The sequence below is a fragment of the Paenibacillus glycanilyticus genome (assembly GCF_051200795.1).
Taxonomy (GTDB): Bacteria; Bacillota; Bacilli; order Paenibacillales; family Paenibacillaceae; genus Pristimantibacillus; species Pristimantibacillus glycanilyticus.
Window position 1 is genome coordinate 1,904,004 of the sequence record NZ_CP195155.1, and the last position, 18,673, is coordinate 1,922,676.

At 52.6% G+C, this 18,673-nt stretch carries 21 protein-coding genes; 20 read left to right on the plus strand and 1 reads right to left on the minus strand.

What is annotated here, in order from left to right; all coding sequences use genetic code 11:
- Positions 1 to 16: 16 nt before the first annotated feature.
- On the minus strand, positions 17 to 1,180 hold the full coding sequence (locus tag ACR9FF_RS08490; protein ID WP_435170336.1) for an ROK family protein: 1,164 nt from the start codon (positions 1,178 to 1,180) through the stop codon (positions 17 to 19).
- Between the two features lie 125 nt (positions 1,181 to 1,305).
- Here ACR9FF_RS08490 and ACR9FF_RS08495 point away from each other — a divergent pair, with 125 nt between their 5' ends.
- From ACR9FF_RS08495 to ACR9FF_RS08590, 20 genes are all read left to right on the plus strand, one after another.
- Entirely contained in the window at positions 1,306 to 2,574 is a 1,269-nt protein-coding gene (locus ACR9FF_RS08495; RefSeq protein ID WP_127496030.1) for a lactate racemase domain-containing protein, read from the plus strand.
- Between the two features lie 27 nt (positions 2,575 to 2,601).
- Entirely contained in the window at positions 2,602 to 3,375 is a 774-nt protein-coding gene (locus ACR9FF_RS08500; protein ID WP_201004331.1) for an SDR family oxidoreductase, read from the plus strand.
- A 14-nt stretch (positions 3,376 to 3,389) separates the two neighbouring features.
- Positions 3,390 to 4,193 carry an ATP-dependent sacrificial sulfur transferase LarE gene (gene larE, locus ACR9FF_RS08505; RefSeq protein WP_127496028.1) on the plus strand — a complete coding sequence of 268 codons (804 nt, stop codon included), beginning with the start codon at positions 3,390 to 3,392 and terminating at the stop codon, positions 4,191 to 4,193.
- Between the two features lie 44 nt (positions 4,194 to 4,237).
- On the plus strand, positions 4,238 to 5,707 hold the full coding sequence (locus ACR9FF_RS08510; protein ID WP_435170339.1) for a gluconokinase: 1,470 nt from the start codon (positions 4,238 to 4,240) through the stop codon (positions 5,705 to 5,707).
- Between the two features lie 29 nt (positions 5,708 to 5,736).
- A complete protein-coding gene (gene larB / locus ACR9FF_RS08515) occupies positions 5,737 to 6,495 on the plus strand; it encodes a nickel pincer cofactor biosynthesis protein LarB (protein ID WP_435170341.1) in 759 nt (252 codons plus the stop codon).
- A complete protein-coding gene (locus ACR9FF_RS08520; protein ID WP_435170343.1) occupies positions 6,492 to 7,487 on the plus strand; it encodes a LarC family nickel insertion protein in 996 nt (331 codons plus the stop codon). The genes larB and ACR9FF_RS08520 overlap by 4 nt, the downstream gene beginning before the upstream one ends.
- Before the next feature lie 22 nt (positions 7,488 to 7,509).
- On the plus strand, positions 7,510 to 7,974 hold the full coding sequence (gene larC, locus ACR9FF_RS08525) for a nickel insertion protein (RefSeq protein ID WP_201004339.1): 465 nt from the start codon (positions 7,510 to 7,512) through the stop codon (positions 7,972 to 7,974).
- Between the two features lie 38 nt (positions 7,975 to 8,012).
- The gene (locus tag ACR9FF_RS08530) at positions 8,013 to 8,657 is read left to right on the plus strand and encodes a HupE/UreJ family protein (protein ID WP_201004341.1); all 645 of its coding nucleotides are present in this window, start codon (positions 8,013 to 8,015) and stop codon (positions 8,655 to 8,657) included.
- A gap of 188 nt (positions 8,658 to 8,845) precedes the next feature.
- A complete protein-coding gene (locus ACR9FF_RS08535; RefSeq protein WP_201004344.1) occupies positions 8,846 to 9,190 on the plus strand; it encodes a hypothetical protein in 345 nt (114 codons plus the stop codon).
- A gap of 196 nt (positions 9,191 to 9,386) precedes the next feature.
- Positions 9,387 to 9,836 (plus strand): hypothetical protein, encoded by a 450-nt coding sequence (locus ACR9FF_RS08540; RefSeq protein WP_127496021.1) that lies wholly within the window; start codon positions 9,387 to 9,389, stop codon positions 9,834 to 9,836.
- Positions 9,829 to 10,092: a hypothetical protein gene (locus ACR9FF_RS08545; protein ID WP_127496020.1), complete on the plus strand. Its 264-nt coding sequence runs from the start codon at positions 9,829 to 9,831 to the stop codon at positions 10,090 to 10,092. Before ACR9FF_RS08540 ends, ACR9FF_RS08545 begins: the two co-directional genes overlap by 8 nt.
- 1 nt (position 10,093) lies before the next feature.
- Positions 10,094 to 11,449 carry a phage tail sheath family protein gene (locus ACR9FF_RS08550; RefSeq protein WP_435170347.1) on the plus strand — a complete coding sequence of 452 codons (1,356 nt, stop codon included), beginning with the start codon at positions 10,094 to 10,096 and terminating at the stop codon, positions 11,447 to 11,449.
- A 3-nt stretch (positions 11,450 to 11,452) separates the two neighbouring features.
- On the plus strand, positions 11,453 to 11,902 hold the full coding sequence (locus tag ACR9FF_RS08555; protein ID WP_127496018.1) for a phage tail tube protein: 450 nt from the start codon (positions 11,453 to 11,455) through the stop codon (positions 11,900 to 11,902).
- Between the two features lie 29 nt (positions 11,903 to 11,931).
- The gene (locus ACR9FF_RS08560) at positions 11,932 to 12,369 is read left to right on the plus strand and encodes a phage tail assembly chaperone (protein ID WP_201004348.1); all 438 of its coding nucleotides are present in this window, start codon (positions 11,932 to 11,934) and stop codon (positions 12,367 to 12,369) included.
- Positions 12,370 to 12,578: 209 nt separating this feature from the next.
- Positions 12,579 to 15,656 (plus strand): phage tail protein, encoded by a 3,078-nt coding sequence (locus tag ACR9FF_RS08565; protein WP_435170350.1) that lies wholly within the window; start codon positions 12,579 to 12,581, stop codon positions 15,654 to 15,656.
- Positions 15,646 to 16,296: a LysM peptidoglycan-binding domain-containing protein gene (locus tag ACR9FF_RS08570; RefSeq protein WP_435170352.1), complete on the plus strand. Its 651-nt coding sequence runs from the start codon at positions 15,646 to 15,648 to the stop codon at positions 16,294 to 16,296. The genes ACR9FF_RS08565 and ACR9FF_RS08570 overlap by 11 nt, the downstream gene beginning before the upstream one ends.
- The gene (locus tag ACR9FF_RS08575; protein ID WP_435170354.1) at positions 16,293 to 17,255 is read left to right on the plus strand and encodes an XkdQ/YqbQ family protein; all 963 of its coding nucleotides are present in this window, start codon (positions 16,293 to 16,295) and stop codon (positions 17,253 to 17,255) included. Before ACR9FF_RS08570 ends, ACR9FF_RS08575 begins: the two co-directional genes overlap by 4 nt.
- A gap of 25 nt (positions 17,256 to 17,280) precedes the next feature.
- Entirely contained in the window at positions 17,281 to 17,769 is a 489-nt protein-coding gene (locus ACR9FF_RS08580) for a DUF2577 family protein (RefSeq protein ID WP_435170356.1), read from the plus strand.
- A 17-nt stretch (positions 17,770 to 17,786) separates the two neighbouring features.
- Entirely contained in the window at positions 17,787 to 18,245 is a 459-nt protein-coding gene (locus tag ACR9FF_RS08585; protein WP_127496012.1) for a DUF2577 family protein, read from the plus strand.
- A gap of 25 nt (positions 18,246 to 18,270) precedes the next feature.
- Entirely contained in the window at positions 18,271 to 18,672 is a 402-nt protein-coding gene (locus tag ACR9FF_RS08590) for a DUF2634 domain-containing protein (RefSeq protein ID WP_317979119.1), read from the plus strand.
- Position 18,673: the final 1 nt, after the last annotated feature.

Genomic DNA, 18,673 nt, shown 5'->3' on the forward strand with positions numbered 1-18,673 from the left:
GCACCGCTTTTTTGCGTTAACCTTTATATGGAAGATTTAAGACAGGAACCTGCAGAAAGTTCTGGATCGCAATCGCGCATGCGCCAAGCACGCAGGATTTTTTCCCGATGGTGGAAATTTTGATTTCCCGGTAGTGGCTGACTCTGGAGTTTAAATTCGATTCAATGAGCGGGAGGGAGTCCGGATAAATCCGCAGCAATTCGCTGTCCAGAATAACAACCTCCGGGTTATAAATATTAATAATGTTATTAAGACCGATGGACAGATAATAGATGAACTGCTCCATTATTTCCGTCACGTCCGGGTCCTTCTCCTCCATCCAGCGTTCAATTTGCGCGTAGGTGATGTCCGCGTCCGGCTTCTTGGCGCGCAATTGCTGGAGGACGCTTGTCTCGGAAGCGTATTTCTCCCAGCAGCCTTGATTGCCGCAATTGCACGGAAGGCCGCCAGGCATAACAATCATATGACCAATCTCCCCGGCAAATCCGTCTTGCCCCCGGAAGAAGGAATGATTTATCATCATGCCCATCCCGATGCCGGAATGCAACGTGACGCTTAACAGATCGTTAGTCTCGTGATGGAAAAAAACGCGCTCCGCGAAAGCGCTGAGATTCGCATTGTTCTCCAGCTTGACCTGCAGGCCAAGAGCGTTCTCCAGATCGCTCTTCAGCGGGACGTCATGCCAGTCAAAGGACGGGATATAATGAATGACTTCATCCGTTGAGACTAGGCCGTGAATGGCGATGACAATGCCGATAATGCCGTACCGGCTGGCAGCGAAGCGCTCCTGATAATGCTTGATCTGCCCGGTCAGCAAGGTCAGGATATCCGCGTAAGCGTTGTTTTGCAATTTGATGGCGTCGGTGAGGACAAGAGAGCCTTGAAGATCCGAGATCGCGAAGGAAATCCGATCATACTCCAGATCGATGCCAATCGCGTAACCGGCCTCCGCGTTAATGGACAGCATAATCGGTTTGCGGCCGACCTGGTTGTATTCGATTTCTTTCTCGATAACCAATTCCTCGTCAAGCAGATCCGAGACCTGGCCCGATACCGTCGCCCGGGTTAGGGCGGTTACTTTGGAGACGTCGGCTCTCGATAACATGCCTTCCTTCAAAATTTCTTTCAGAATCAAAGAGCGATTCATTTTCTTTATATAAGAAGCGTCGCCGGTAATCATCTTTATCCTCCTAGCAGCATAAATACGGAATTGACAATAGAGATAGTGCTTGTTACATTTATAATACAATTAATTTGTTCATTAAACAAACAAATTATTAGAGCGTAAAAAGGAGCGATGACTGGATGGGTATTTTGCAGGATTTGGTCAAGGATATTCCGATTCCGCGCATGGCCAAGGTGAAAGTCAATTTCGACGATACAAAAATTGAAGATATCGCAAGCGAGCTGCTGCCGAAGCTTCAGCGGGAGCAAATTACAAGCCGCGTCAAACCGGGCATGGAGATTGCAATCGCGGTAGGCAGCCGCGGACTTGACCGTCTCGTGGAGATTACGGCGGTTACCGTGAAGTTCCTGAAGGATGCCGGAGCGAAACCTTTTATCGTGCCGAGCATGGGAAGCCATGGCGGAGCGACGGCGGAAGGACAACGCGAAGTGCTCGCTCATCTGGGCGTAACGGAAGAGACGGCTGGATGCGAGATCCGCTCTTCAATGGAAGTTGTACAGCTTGGCGAGCTTCCGAACGGCCTTCCCGTCTATCTGGATAAATTCGCTGCCGCGGCGGACGGTATTGTGGTCATTAACCGCGTGAAGCCGCATACGGCATTTAGAGGCCATGTGGAAAGCGGTATCATGAAGATGATCAGCATCGGTCTTGGCAAGCAAAGAGGCGCGGAGGCATGCCACCAGCTTGGCTTCAAATATATGGCGGAGAATGTTCCGGCTATGGCAAAGCTTATTATGGAGCAGAAGCCGGTATTGTTTGGCGTAGCGTCGATTGAGAATGCTTTCGATAAAGTCCGGTACATCGAAACGCTTACCCCGGATGAGATCGTAGAGCGGGAGCCGCAATTCCTCGCCCAAGCGAAGGAGCTGCTGCCGAAGCTGTTCTTCGACCAGCTGGATGTTCTCATTATTGATCAGATCGGCAAAAACATCAGCGGCGACGGAATGGATCCGAACATTACGGGCCGTTACCCAACGCCATACGCGCATGGCGGGCCGGACGTGAACAAAATGGCCGTGCTTGACCTGACGCATCAGACGGAAGGCAACGCAAACGGCGTTGGAACGGCGGATTTCACAACGCAGCGTCTCGTAGACAAGATGGACCTGGAGAAAACGTACGCAAACGGTCTGACTTCGACGGTTGTGGCGCCAACCAAGATTGCCACGACGCTTCCGAATGACCGGGAGACGATTCAGGCGTCGATCAAGACGTGCAATATTTTGCATTTTGACCAGGTAAAAATGGTTCGGATCAAAAACACGCTGGAGATTGGCGAGATCGAAGTATCGGAAGCTCTCCTGGAATACGTGAAGCATCATCCGCGCATGGAAGTCGTGAAGGATTTATATGAGCTTGATTTCAATAACGACGGAAACTTGTTCTAGATCAGAGACAATGGGGAGAGAAGAATAATGACGGCTAACTTATTTGATTTGACGGGGAAAACGGCGGTTGTCATCGGCGGCAACAGCGTGCTTGGTTCTTCCATGGCAGCGGGTCTTGCCGCTCACGGCGCCCATGTTGCGATTGTTGGACGGAATATCGAAAAGGCGCAGGACGTCGTGGACGCCATTATCAGCGACGGCGGCAGCGCGAAGGCGTTCCAAGCGGATGTATTGTCCAAGGAATCGCTGCTCAAGGTACAGTCGGAGATTGAAGCCTGGAGAGGCGGATGCGATATTCTGCTCAATGCTCCGGGCAAAAACAGCGCAACTCCATTCTTCGAGCTGGAAATGGAAGAGTATGACGACATCATGGACGTCAATCTGAAAGGAATCATACTCACCTGCCAAATCTTCGCCAAACGAATGATCGAGCAGCAGCGGACGGGCAGCATAATTAATATTTCTTCCGTATCCTCCACTACGCCGTTGTCCAGAGTGTTTACTTATTCGGTATCCAAGGCCGGTCTTAACAGCGTTACGCAATTCCTCGCCCGCGAGTTCGCCGAGCAAGGCATCCGGGTGAATGCCATTATTCCGGGTTTCTTCCCGGCTGAACAGAACCGTAAAATATTAAGCGAGGAACGTGTTGCCTCCATCATGCGTCATACGCCGATGAACCGGTTCGGAACGCCGGAGGAGCTTCAAGGCGCAGCGGTATGGCTGGCTTCGGAGAAAGCATCGGGCTTCGTTACGGGAACCTTGATCCGCGTGGACGGCGGTTTCGGCAGCATGACGATCTAGAGAGGGGAATGGAAATGCAGACTGAAAAATATGTTGCCCTGCAGGACATTCTTCGCGAGATGGGATCGGTTGTGGTTGCTTTTTCCGGAGGGGTGGATAGTACCTTTCTGTTAAAAGCGGCGGTTGAGACGCTTGGACCGGAGAACGTGCTTGCCGTCACGGCCGATTCGGAGACCTACCCGACGAGTGAGCTGGAAGAAGCCAAGGCGCTGGCGAAGCAAATCGGCGTACAGCACGAAGTCGTTTCGACTTCGGAGCTTGCCATTCCGGGGTATGCGGAGAACAATAAGAACCGTTGTTATTTTTGCAAAAGCAGCCTGTTTGACCACCTGTTCCCGCTGCTCGAAGAGCGATCCTTCGCCAATCTGGTGTACGGCGTTATCGCGGATGACAAGAACGAACACCGTCCCGGCATGCAGGCGGCCAAGGAAAGAGGCGTCAGAGGCCCGCTGCTGGAGGCGGATTTATATAAACAGGAAATTCGGGAGCTGTCGAAGGTCTTTGGCCTGCCGACATGGGATAAACCTTCCTTCGCCTGCTTGTCCTCAAGGATTGCTTACGGCGAGAGAATTACGAACGAGAAGCTGCTGAAGGTGGAACGCGCGGAAGCTTATTTGAAATCGCTCCGTATTCGCCAAGTTCGCGTGCGCACTCACGACGAGATTGCTAGAATAGAGGTAGAACCTGGCGATATGACGCTAGTGCTCGCTCATCACGAGGCAATCGTGGCGCAGCTTCAAGCCTTCGGTTATAAATACGTAACCCTTGATCTGCTTGGATACAAGAGCGGCAGCATGAATCGATCGCTTAATCTATAATTCGGGCAAGCCGTTTCACCTTGGGGAAAAGGAAGGATTATCAAATGTCAAATTACGTCATTGGGCTTGATCTGGGCACAACCAGCGCCAAAGCCTGTATCTTTAACCGCGTTGGCCATCTTATTGCGGAGGCGGAGGAGCTTGTTGACTCCGAATACCCGCAGGTAGGCTGGGTCCAGCAGAATGCGGCTGCTATTGAACGCTCTGCCGTTCTGGCCGTAAGCAAGGCGATTCAGAAAGCGGGAATCGGGAAGGACGAGGTTGCCGTTCTCGGATTTTCAGCGGCTATGCATTCTCTCGTGCCGGTAAGCGGAGAGGGGAAGCCGTTATCCCCTGCTATGATCTGGTCGGACGGAAGGGGAACGGATCAGGCGGAACGCCTGACGGAGGAAGAGCGTCAGCGTTACTATGAGAGAACGGGTACGCCAATCCATCCCATGTCGCCCTTCCTGAAGCTGCTGTGGATGAAGGACGCCGGATACGAGCCTTACCGTCAGGCTGCTTTTTTCATGTCGATCAAGGAATATTTGATTTATTGCTGGTTCGGCAAGCGGGTTATCGACTATTCGATGGCCTCCGCTACCGGATTGTTTAATCCGTATACGCGGGAGTGGGATGGGGAAATGCTGGATCTGGTCGGTATTCAGGCGAGCCAGCTATCCGAAATTGTTGCCCCTACGACCCTTCTAGGTACGATTAATAGGGAGATTGCCGAAGAAATGGGAATCGCGCCGGAGCTTCCCGTGGCGATTGGCGCCGCGGACGGCCAGCTGGCCAACCTGGGAATTGGCGCGCTGCTGGCCGGAGAAGTTGCCGTATCAGTCGGGACAAGCGGAGCCATCCGCCAAGTAACCCATGAGGCGAAGGTCAGCAGCCGCGGCGAGACGTTCTGCTATTCTTTTACCGAGGATTGCTATATTATCGGCGGACCTACGAACAATGGCGGCATCGCGCTCCAATGGCTGAAGCAGCTTCTGAATGATCAAGGCAGCTATGAAAGCTTCCTCGCGGAGGCGGACAAGTCCGCTCCCGGAGCCGAAGGCCTGCTGTTCCTCCCGTATATTAACGGGGAGAGAGCGCCTCTGTGGAATCCGCGTGCAAGAGGCAACTTCTACGGCATGACCGTAGCCCATACGAAGGCGCATTACGTTCGCGCCGTGCTGGAAGGCATTACGTTTAATTTGTATCAGATTGGACGGGCCTTGGAGCAACTGGCCGGTCCTTCCCGGAAAATTTACGTAAACGGCGGTTTAGCGCGTTCGCCGTTCTGGCTGCAGATGATGGCGGATATTTTCGATGCGGAAATTTACGTTTCGGAGAATCATCATAGCGCAGCTTGGGGAGCCGCCTGGATTGGGCTGGTCGCAATCGGGGAAGAGAAGGATCTGGCTTCTATTAAGTCTAATATCCCGATGGGGGAAGCCGTGCATCCGAATCCCGGGAACAGCAAGGTATATAAAGCCATTTATGATCGCTACGAGAAATTGGCAGCCGGTATTGCAGCATTGTTCTAAAGATCCAAATAGGCTTAAGAGGTGAATACATGCTTGAAGAAGTGCTAAGACAGGTACAGGACGGCAGGCTTAGCGTCGAGGATGCGGCGAAGCAGCTGGCGACATTCGAGAATTTGGGCTTTGCGAAGGTGGACCATCACCGGAAAAAACGCCAGGGCTTCCCTGAAATCGTCTATGGGGAAGGCAAATCGGCGGAACAAATTATCGGGATTGCGAAAGCTTTGCAGGCGCAAAATCACGAGGTTCTTATTACCCGCGTGTCTCGGGAAAAAGCTGACCAGATCCGGGTTGTGTGTTCCGATTATCAATACGATGCCGTAGCTAGACTGCTGTTCTGGAAGCATGCGGACAATCGGGAGAGCAAGCTGAACGGGTATGTTGCGGTTGTGGCGGCAGGCACATCGGATCTGGGCGTTGCCGAAGAAGCGGCTGTAACGGCTGAAGTTCTGGGAAGCAGCGTACGCCGCTTCTACGATGTTGGGGTTGCGGGCATTCACCGCCTGCTGCATCATGCGGAAGAGATTCAGCAAGCCGCCGTTTCGGTCGTCGTTGCCGGGATGGAAGGAGCGCTGCCAAGCGTTGTAGGCGGCCTTGTCGCCCATCCGGTTATCGCGGTTCCGACAAGCGTGGGCTATGGCGCTAACTTTAACGGTCTGTCTGCACTTCTCACCATGCTCAATTCATGCGCCTCCGGCATCAGCGTCGTCAACATCGACAATGGATTTGGCGGCGGATATAACGCCGCGCTGATCCACCAGCTTATAAACAAAGGAGCCGCTGGCCTATGAAAACCTTATATATCGATTGCTTCTCCGGCATTAGCGGAGATATGTTTATCGGCGCCCTCCTGGATGCGGGAGGCGATGCCGCTCATCTGCAGGCAGAACTGAAGAAGCTTCAGATCAGCGACGAATACGAGCTTGCCTGGAAGCATGTGATGAAGAACGGCATCAAGGCTTTAAAGTTTGATGTCGAGCTGAAGCAGGAGGGGCAGGGGCACAGCCATGTTCATGATCATGATCATCATCATGAGCATAGCCATGAGCATGAACACGGACATGATCATCATGACCATCACCAGCATGCGCATAGTCATGATCATGAGCACGGTCATGGTCATGGTCATGGTCACAGCCACCATCACGATCACAGCCGCCACAGCCATTCGCACGATCATGAGCACGACCACGATCACAGCCACAGTCATTCGCACGATCATGAGCACGATCACGGTCACAGTCATTCGCATGATCACGGTCATCACCACCATGATCATCGGGCGTACAAGGACATTGTCCAGCTGATCGGGAAATCTGCCTTGACGGACGCGGTTAAACAAACCGCGCTTCAAATTTTCAAGAAGATTGGCGAGGCCGAAGGGAAGATTCATGGCCTGCCGCTTGAACGGGTTCATTTTCACGAGGTAGGCGCGGTTGATTCCATCGTTGATATCGTTGGCGCGGCGATACTGCTTCACCAGCTGCAGATTACAACGGTGAGATGCGCGCCCGTACCGGTTGGAGTCGGGAAAATCCGGATCGATCACGGTATTTACCCAGTACCGGCGCCGGCAACGCTCGAAATGCTGAAGGGCATTCCGATCGAGCAGTCGACGATTCGTGCGGAGCTTACGACGCCTACCGGCGCAGCTTTTGCGGCAGTGCTTGCCGAAAGCTTTGGACCTATGCCATCCTTCAAGGTGGAGGCAATCGGTTATGGAGCAGGGACTAAGACGTTCCCGGACCATCCGAATGTTTTGCGCGTTGTCATTGGCGAATAGAAGGAGATAGGAGTCGGGCGAAATGTTCAATCAGCCGGCATATGAGCATGAAGACAGCGGTATGATCAAGCTCGAAGTGAATCTGGACGATATTTCGGGCGAATGGCTCGGGTATGTGATGGACTTGCTGTTTGAGGAAGGCGCTAATGACGTGTTCTATACGCCGATTTATATGAAGAAAAACAGGCCGGGAACGATGCTGCAGCTGTTATGCCCGCAGGATAAATTAGAAGCGATGAAAGCAATTTTGTTCCGCGAGACAACTACGCTGGGCATCCGCTATTACCCGCTTACCGTTCACCGGCTGGAGCGGGTATTCGAAACGGTCCAGACCGAATGGGGACCGGTCACCGTCAAGAAAGGCTTGTATAACGGAGAAGTGGTTCAATGGGCACCGGAATACGAGGATTGCAAAAAAATCGCAAGCACGCTTGGCATTCCTCTTAAACAAGTTTATGATAGAGTTCGGATGGAACAAAATGGTTAAATGGTAGAGAGACAGGAACGCTTGGGAGGCTATACGGGATGGGGAGTTTAATAACGGTTTTGCTGCTTGGTCTGGTGCTTGGCATCAAGCATTCCATCGAACCCGACCACATTATCGCGGTATCGACGATGGTAAGCAATCAAAAGAAGCTGTGGCGTTCGACGTTAACGGGGATCTTTTGGGGAATCGGCCATACAAGCACGTTGTTTATCGTAGGCATGGTGCTCGTCCTCTTAAAGGGAGAGCTGCCGGAAGTTTGGGCAATGTCGCTGGAGTTTCTGGTAGGCATTATGCTCGTTTACTTGGGTTATAAAAACGTAGTATCCGTAAAGCGCGCTTATCAGCATTCCCATCGGCATGACAAATCCTCCCTCATCAAGGTGACGGTTATCGGCTTTATCCATGGTCTTGCCGGAAGCGCGGCGATGGTTATTCTGACCTTGTCAACGGTAGAGTCGGTATGGGAATGCGCCTTGTACATTCTGATATTTGGGGTCGGAACGATCACGGGCATGCTGATTTTCACAACGATTCTGGGCATTCCGTTTGTATATAGCAAGACGAGCGTAAAGCTGAACCGCGGTTTGATGCAGGCTGCGGGCACGGTGAGTTTTTTGTTCGGCCTTTATTATATGTACAACCTTGGGGTTACGGAAGGACTGTTTGAGTTGTGGGTGAAATAGTCGCCTGCTGAAGCAAACGGGAGTAGATCGCGTGGTACGCCATCGTGACTATTCCCGTTTTTTTATAGTCCAAAGGAACTGTTCACAAAACAGAAAAATTTGGTAGAATAGGTATTACCTTTAAATGGATGGTGATGTTCAGATAGGTAAGCTAGCTCATTTTGATTCTGATGGAGGAATGTAATAGCATGCTGCTTGAGGCTCATGTTAAGGTGACGGACTCCGATCGCCAGAAGGTGAAGCAGCTGCTGAAAGCTTACCCGTCAATGAAAGCGGTAGTCGATATTTCCGCGTGGGATCATAGGGTTGACCAAATTGCTGAATATGCCGGAAAATGCAAAGCGATCGAACGGGCGCTGGAGGCGCTGCCTTATGAAGGTAAGGAAATTTTGACCCGGTGTTTTTTTGAGCAGAAGAAAGATAAGTACATATACGAATTTGTGCTGAAGATACCCAAGAGCACTTACGATGTTTACAAATCGAGAGCTGTACATACGATATCCTCCATTTTAAAAGCAGCTAATATGATCTGACAGACGATATGATAACAAAAGCTTCCTGCGGGAGGCTTTTTTTTATTGTCTATAAACGTATTGCGCTTCCTTATAGTCAAAATCTAGGCATTTCTTAGGCGATTTTCATACGCAACTCATACAAGCCATGTACCGAAAATAAGCTCTTCTCCGCTTACACTGGAACAGATTACGTTCATGAAGGGGCTGGTCGATTTTGTTTGCCGACATCTTGTCGATTGCGTCCTTGTGCGGGAAGTTGATCAGCGCCGAGCAGTACATCGGCGATGTGCCGGAGGAGAAAACATTCCCCGCATTGGCCTTTCCTCCACCGAGGGTGGTAGACAGTCCGGGCAACCTGGTGTCGTTCCGCAAGACGTATACGCTGGTCATCAAGGTATTTGAGGAGACCGACAGCAAGGCCTTTATGGCTGCCGAGATTATAGCGGATGGAATCCGGGCTCCCCGTTACCGTGTTCCATGTCTCGCGGAGGATGGATCGTTGACCGGTGAATTTATTCGCGTCGACAAGCTGGATCTGCAGATGGGCGGTACCGGAGAGGCCCAATTAACGCTGGAATGGTCCAGACAGATCAGCTTTGAAAGGGAGACGTACGAGAAAGTAAATACAGTAACGGTTACGGAAAGGATGAAAAGCGATGCCTAGACCTAGAAAAATCGAGGTCCAGCCGCCACCGGCCCAAGTACCCGCGGATGCGCTCGAAAGCGCGCCGGCTGCTGCCGGACTAGAAACGGCGGAGACGCGTTATACGGCGGAAAGCCTGCGACGAAACGCGCGGGAGCTGTTCCGGGTGAATCCGGAAGTGGTTGACGGTGCTTTATACGGAACAAGCGCTCATGAGCTGACCATTGCGGAGGCGCAAGCGCTGATCAAGGCCTATATGCAAAGGGAGGTTCGTTAAGATGGCGGGAGGAACATGGATTCAAGGCGTGGAGAAGGTAAGACCGGGATTGTATATGAACTTCAAAATCGCAGCGTTGGAGCGGATCAAATCCGGCGAGCGAGGCACGGTGACGATGCCGCTTGAGCTGAGCTGGGGCCAATCCAAAACCTTCCTGAAGATTGAAACGGACGGCGATGTGCTGGAGCTGCTCGGTTACGATATCAATGATCCCAAAATGATCAAAGTGCGCGAAGCGAAGAAACGGGCAAAGACGCTGCTTCTCTACAGGCTGAATGCCGGCGACCGTGCGAAAGCGACATTTGGCGCGGACTCTAATGCCGTAACGGCAACCGCCATACATACCGGAACAAGAGGCAATGATATTGCGATTGCATCGGAGGATGATCCATCCGGAGCCGCGAAAAAGCTGGTTAAGACGCTGGTTAGCGGCCGCGTTGTTGACCAGCAGGTTGTCGGCAGCGCATCCGAGCTTAAAGCCAACGCTTGGGTAACCTTTTCCGGTACGGGGGGCGTGGACAAAACGGCAGGCTCTCCGCTGACAGGCGGTACAAACAGCTCGGTAACCGGCGGGGATCATACGGAGTATCTGGAAGCGACGGAGACGCAGCATTTTGACGTTATCGCGTATCCTTTCTCGGATGATAATCTGAAAATCTCGTTTATCTCGTTTATCAAACGGATGCGCGAGGAGGAAGGGAAGAAGATTCAAGGCGTTATCGCGTCGCCGGTAAAGGACGGAGCGTTCTCCAATATTTCCGACTATGAAGGAATCGTCAGCGTTGGCAACGGCGTGGTATTGCTGGACGGCACCACGCTGAGCGCGCTGGATGCCGTTGCCTGGGTAGCCGGTACAACGGCCGGAGCTTCGATTATTCAATCCAATACGTACAGCGCTTATGAAGGAGCGGTTGACGCGAATCCGCGACTGAAGAACAGCCAGGTGATCGAAGCGCTTAAGAAAGGCCAGTTCGTTTTTGTCCATGACGGCGTGAAGGTAAAAGTCGAGCAGGACATTAATTCGCTTGTTTCTTACTCGCAAACCCGCAACGGCCGTTTCTCGAAAAACCGCGTAGTCCGCGTGCTGGACGCGATTGCGAATGATTTTGCCCGTGTCGCCAACGACAGCTATATCGGCAAAATCGATAATAACGGGGATGGCCATGCGCTGCTGAAGGCCGCCGCTAATCAATATTTGAGAGATTTGCAGGATGCCGGCGCGATTCAGAATGTTGATTTTATAAAAGATTTCGAGATCGATACAATCCGTTCGGTTGGCGACGAAGTGTACGTCAATCTTGGCATTCAGCCGGTTGACAGCATGGAGAAATTTTTCTTTACGGTGGAGGTGCGATAATCGATGGCAAAGTTCCGTGCGGATAATACGATTAACGGCCGGGAAGCAAGGCTCTTTATCGACAGCGAGGAAATCGGCTACGCCAAGTCGTTTGAAGCGACAATCGAGAAGAATAAGGTGGATGTGGCGGTTCTCGGCAACCGTTGGCTCGGAAAAAAAACGACCAGCTTAAGCGGCACGGGTACGCTGACGCTTTATAAAGTAACGACGAAGTTCTCCAAAATGCTGCTGGAATACGCAACCTCGGGCAAAGACGTATACTTCACGCTGCAGGGCGTGCTGGACGATCCGGGCTCCGGCCGCGGAACAGAGCGTATTACACTGCTCAACTGCAATATCGATTCGGTAAAGATCGGGCAGTTCAACGTAGAGGCCGAAGTGCTGGAGGAGGAAATTCCGTTTACCTTCGAAGGTGCCGAAATTCCGGAAGCCCTTAAGGACGGCTTTGAATAATACTCTCTAACTCGGAAGGGGAATGGACCATGACAACAGCAACAAAATCGATGAATGTGTTCATGAAAGGCAAGGCGAAGCAGGCGGTCATCGAGGAGATTATCGTATCGCGGCGTTACGAGGACGAGGACGGCAACCCGATTCCGTTCCGGCTCAAGGCCGTGGACACCAAGCGTATTGAAGAGCTTCAGGACGAGTGTACGGTACCGCAATTCAAAAAAGGCAAGAAGGTCGGCGAAGAAGTGGACTGGAAACGGTTCGCTTGTCGCTTGGCCGTTGAGACCACGGTATATCCGGATTTCCGCGATCAGGAGCTGCTGAGCAGCTACGGCCTGGTGGACCCTTGCGATCTGGTAAAAGAAATCTTGAACGTAGGCGGCGAATACGCCGAGCTGATTCAAGCCGTTCAGCGCGTGAACGGTTTTGACACGGATTTTGAAGAGCTGGTGGATGAAGCAAAAAACTAATCCGCAGTGGCGATTATCATGCGCTGATCTCCCACCGGGTCTGGCAGAAGCATCATCTCCCCCCGCAGGAGCTTTGGCAAATGGATGATTACCACCGCGCTTTTATTTATGCCTCCGAGTTTACGGAGATGGAGGCGGAACGAAAGGCTGCGCGCGCGCAGGGCCGCAAATGAGCCCATGCAAGCGGGAGAGGAAGGAGGCGGTTATGAATGGCAGCCGCAGCCGCACTGACAGGTACGGGGTTTAAACTGGCACTCAAAAAAGGCGCAAAGAAAAAAGGGGCCTCCGTTTTTCTGAACAGCTTCAAATCCTTCAAAAAGCAAGGCCTCGGCAAGCAAGCGGTGCAGGCCATCTTCGGGAAGAAGACGGCCGCTAAGCCTCCTGCCGGGGCCGAAGAGAAGAAGCCAACCTTCGCAGATCATCTGAAGAGCATGCAGGAGGTGTTCGGCGGCGTAGGCGAGCAGCTGAAAAGCTTTGGCACCGCTACCGTTGGCGCAGCTGCTGACCTGGAAACCGACAGGATTGGCTTCGACTTTGTGGTCAGTAAGCTGAAGCCGCCCGGGGGTAAGGGCGGGAAAGGGAAGGGAGCGGCAAGCGCGGCTGCGCTTCAGAAATCCTTTGCCGATTATTGGACAGCGCTCCGGGATAATGCCCAGACAACCGCGTTCTCGGCTAATGATGTGCTAAAAGGCGGTACGCAGGCCATCAAGCTGACCAAAGGCGATACGGGAAAGGCGATGCAGCTGGTTAAGCTGGCGGAGGATATGGCGGGCTTTAACCCCGGCAAGACCGTCGCAGAAGCCATGGAAGCGATAGAAGCCGCGAACGGCAAAGATTACAAGAAGCTGGAGGAATTCGGCTTCGAATTCAAAAAGGGCAGCTGGAACAAGTTCCTGACGGATGCGGGCAAATGGTTTGATGGCGGCTCCAAAAAGCTGAACGAATCCGCAAGCGGCATGTGGGAGATCGTGACTGAAGGCCTTAAGGGCTCCCTGCAAAATGCGGGGGTTGCCGCGCTGGATCAGGTGAAGCCGATTATGCAGAAGCTTGTAACCTGGCTTACGAACGGCGGCTTCAAGAAGCTGGAGAATATAGCGGCCAAGACCGTTGATGTCTTGGTGAAAAGCTTCCTATGGCTTGCCGACGTGCTGGGTCCGGTATTTGGCTGGCTGGAAAAGGCACTCGACTGGGTAAGCGCCAACTTTGATTCGCTAAGGCCTGTTCTGAACGGACTTATCGCGGCATTCGCTGCTTTTACGGTTATCTCTACCGTTGCTTCTATCATTTCGGGGATAGGCGTCTTTATTGGCCTCTTATCCAATCCGATCTTCTGGGTGGTTGCCGCCATTGGCCTGCTTACGGCAGCCTGGACGGGCAACTGGGGCGGCATTCAAGACAAGACCAAGGCGGCTATCGCTTGGATTGTATCTGCCTATAACGGCTTTGTTCAATCCATGAAGCAGTTTATCGCGGATACCAAGCAGCTGTTCTCCGACCTTGGCGCCTGGATGAATCACCTATGGTCGAGTGCCGTAACCGGCGTACAGCAGTTTGTGAACCAGCTGGTAACGGGTACGATTACCCGCTGGAACAAGCTCGTCAGCACGGTTACGCAGCTTGGCGCGCAGCTGCAAGCCTGGCTGACCCAAACCTGGAGCAATATCGTATCGGTGACGACGCAGCTGCTCTCGCAGGCCTGGCAGGCGGTCAGCACAGCCTTCCAATCCGTATGGGCAACCGTTTCCGGCGTCATGATGCGAATCTTCCAATTCTACGCGCTTATCTGGAACGGAATGGTGAAGATCGTCGCCGGAGCGGGGTCCTTTATTATCCATACCGTCCGTTCCGCCTTCCAGTCGGTGAGCGGCATCATCACCTCCGCTTTTGACACCATCGTTGGGATCGGGCAGGCGGCGATGGATATGCTGCGGGGCATTTTCAAGGGCGTATGGCAGGGAGCAGCCGGCGATCACCAAGGAGCCGTACAGACGATCCGGAATGCGGTTATGGGAGCAATCGGCAAAGTAGGCAGCCTGCTCGCCGGCTTTGCCTCGAAATCGGTGAATTACGCCAAAGCCTTCGTATACGGTTATGTGTCCGGGCTTGGTCAACTCTATCAGACCGTAAAAAGCGCAGTAATGCCGGTATGGCAAATCGTTACGCAGGTTTGGGGCGCTATCTCGAGCTTTGTCGCATCGGCTGTCCAAACCGCTTGGTCAGCCATTCAAAAGGCATGGGATTCGATATCCGCCTTTGTTGTGAATGCCTTCCATACGGCCACTGATGCGATCCGTCGGGGCTTCTGGAGCATGATCGGCTTTGTGAAGACGGCCGTTCAAGCAATCAAGCAATGGCTGGACACGGCCATTGCGGCGGCTATTGCCTTTGCGATACAAAGCTTTCATTCGTTTGTGGACTTTATGAAAGCCGCGGGGCCGGCAATTGTCGATTTTATCAAACGAACCTTTGAAGCGGTTATCGAAGCCTCCGTCAAAGCTTTCTTTACGGTGGTGGAGACTTTGGGATCGGCTATGCGGGCACTGTGGTCGGTCATTACAAACACGATGACGGCGATTAAAAGCTTTTTTATCGAAACCTGGGGCATTGTCTCCGCGGCTGTCGTGAGCGCCTTTACAACGATGTACAACTGGGCGGCCAGCACGCTCACTGCTCTATGGGGGGTCATATCTCCCGTACTGACAGGCATCGGCGAATTTACCACCTTGATGTGGGGAATCGTTGTTGGCGCCTTTGCGTGGGGAGTGCGAATCGTCTATGACCTGATGACCGGCTTCGTTCAGCAGGCGATGTCCTTCGGGACGCAGTTTATGGAAAGTCTCATTCAAGGCTTCCAATCGATGTGGGGAACGCTTGTCCAGACGGTGCAGCAAATATGGGATTCGGTCAAGTCGATCTTTGGCAGCGCCACGGCAACGGTAAATATGGCGGTTACGCCCATCAACGGCAGCCACCTGAACGGCTTGAACCGGGTACCTTTTAACGGCTACATTGCCGAGCTCCACCAAGGCGAGATGGTGCTCACCTCGGAGCAGGCGAATCAGTACCGCGGCGGTCAGCTTTCGGCCGAACAGCAAAGCGCGATGCTTCAGCCTTACAGCCCTTCCGGCGGAGGCTCGGTGAACAATTCGAAGTCGGTTGAAATTGCGAACCTGGTTGGCGAGATCCATGTGCATGACGAGGCGGACGAGAACCGTTTTATCGACAAGCTGAAACGGATGCTGGAAGAGGATTTATTAACGGAAGGAGAAGGCGTGTATGCCGGTTGAGTTCTGGTTCACCTATAACAACGGAGCGGAATCGCTGTGGCTGCCCGTCAATCCTTCCGAGCTGAAGGTGACGGCAGGCTCCGCGAATGAAACGGTAACCGTTCAGGGACTTGGCCAGGTGACGGTCATTCAGGATCCGGTGCTGAAGACTTACGAATTCTCCTCCCATTTTCCTCAGCATTACGGTCCGTATTGCGCTTACAAGGATATTCCTCCTCCCAAGAAATGCGTCGACCAGCTTGAAACCTGGAAGTTCAGCGGCTTTCCCGTCCAGTTCGTCATTATTAATCCCGAAGGGCAGAAGCTGACCGTGGCGGTAACGATCGAGTCGCTGTCCTACCGAGAGATTGCCGGCGATATCGGCAGCATCTATTATGAACTGTCTCTTCGGGAGTTCAAGTATACAAAGCCTCGTGCGATCGAGACCAAGGAAGAGAACGGGCAAAAGGTAGCGGAGATCAGCAGCAAGGGGCAGCGGCCGAACCAGACCGTAAAGCCTGCCTCCTATACCGTCAAAAAAGGCGATACGTTATGGGCCATCGACCGGATGGTCGGGGTGCCTTACGAGAAGATTGCCGCGGCCAACGGCATTAAACCGCCCTATACCATCTATCCGAACCAAGTGCTGGTGATCCCATGATCCGGGTCATGCTTGTCGACAACGGCAAAACAACGGATGTTACTACTCTGGTAGAAACGGTGGAATGGTCCGGCAGCTCGCAAAAGGCGGTACGGAAGCTGTCGGTCAGTCTGCTTTTTGCCAAGGAAGGCGGGGCCAGCCCTTCGATGGTCCCTAACGGAACCGGCATTATGCTCCACGACGGGGAAGAGGAGCTGTTCCGCGGGATTGTCTTTAACGCCGAATACAAGCCCGGGAAGCTAAGCCTAACCGCCTACGATCAGCTGATTTATCTCTCGAACAACAAGGATTCTTATGTGTTCAAGAGCATGAAAGCTTCGGCAATATTAAGCAAGCTGTGCACGGATTTTTCCATTCCGGCCGGTACCATTGAAGACTCGGAGTATGTCATCCCGTACCTGGTCTGCGATGAAGAGACCTTGTTCGATATGGTGAAAAAAGCGCTTGCGATCACTTACCGGCAGAAAGGCATCCGCTACTCGCTGTATTCCAAGGAAGGGAAAGTGCAGCTCGTGCCTTACAAGAAAAACAGCCGCAACTGGGTCATCGAGACCGGTATCAACCTGATCGATTATTCGTACGGCGAATCCATTGAAGAGACAGTGACGAAGGTAAAGCTTCAGGGCGGCGAAGAGAAGCAGACCATCATTGCTACCGCGGAGAACAAATCCCTGCAGAAGCAATTTGGCGTCCTTCAGCATTACGAGAAGGTGAAGGAAAAGCAGAACCGCGCGCAGCTTCAGGAAGCAGCGGATCACTTGCTCGCTGAGAAGGGGAAAGTCAAGAAATCGCTCAAGCTTGACGAGGTTATCGGGATATCCGAGGTCATCGCCGGTACCGCTATCGTGGTGAAGGTGCCGGAGCTGGGCATTGAGCAGACGTATGCCGTAGAGGAAGACAATCATCAGTTTAACGGGCGTTATCACAAGATGTCCTTGACCTTAACCGAGATGACCTGAGTGGAAGGAAAGCAGGTGAACCGCAGTGTCGCTGGGGGAACTGATCAGGCAGCACAGCATGAAGAGCGCCAGGTCGCTGAAGATGCTGGAGCTCATGGAGGCCGAGGTCACGAAGGCTCCGCCGGAGCTTGCGATCAAGCTGAAAGGCAGCGATAAGCTGATCATTCCGAAAGAGCTGATCGTTGTCGCCGAGCATTTATGCGAGGTGAAGCAGCAAATCAACCTGCATGCGGACGGCCAGACGGAAGTAGGGAAGCAATCTTTTGAAATGACCATTACGGAAGTGCCGCACACGGTGCCGCCTCCTACTCCCGATACATCTCCGCACGGTCATCCAAAGACGATGCTTGAGGTAGCTTTGACGAATAAGAGCTTGGATCTGAAGGAAGGCGAGCTTCACTACATTAATGACGACAAGAAGGATGATCTATTGCAAAAGGGCGACAAAGTTATGGTGATGACCTTTGAGGGCGGGCAGAAGTTTTTCATCATCGACCGGATTGTCCAATATTAACGAAGGCAGGTGCGTCCATGTCGCTTGGGGACTTGATTAAACAGCATAGCGTCAAAAGCATCCAGGCGATGAAGCTGCCGGAGCTGATGGAAGCCGAGGTTGTCTCGGACCCTCCCGATTTGAAGATCAAGCTGAAGGGCAGCGACAAGCTGATTATTCCGAAGGAGCTGATCGTGGTTGCCGAGAGGCTGTGCCGCGTCAAGCGCAAGGTGAATCTGACGAACAGCGGAGCGACAACGATTGGCGCTCAGACCTTTAGCGGTAATACAGAAAATTCGCCTACCTTCGCGCACGTCCATCCCTACTCCGTTGAGGTTAGCCTCAAGGATCGGGATTTCACCTTGAAGGAAGGAGAAATCCATTACATCAATGACGACAAGAAGGATGATCTGCTTAAAAAAGGCGACAAGGTGATGGTGATTACCTTCGAGGGCGGGCAGAAGTTTTTTATTTTCGACCGAATGGTTACCTATTAATCGATGATAGGAAGGCGGAGAGTAAATGGGGCTTACCCCCGATATCGGGTTTCCGGATGTTATCGTGAAGAAAAAGCCGGTCTTGCGCACCTACAGTCTTGATCTGGAGACGGGCGAAATCGGCAGGCAAATCGATGGCCTGGATGCCATTAAGCAGTTTATACATAAAGCGATTCAAACGATCCGCTTTGCTTATCCCATCTATTCGCGGGACTATGGGTGCGAGGTGCAGCTGATGCTGGGCAAGGCTTATACGCAAGGTTTTATTCAAGTAGAGATGAGCCGGATGATAACGGAAGCTCTTATCTATGATGAGCGAATTAACCGCGTCTATGATTTCGAGATTGCCTGGGAGAACGACGAAGTGAAAGCTGCTTTCAAGGTTGATTCAACGTCGGGCTTGATCCGGTACGAAGGAGTGTTGTAGC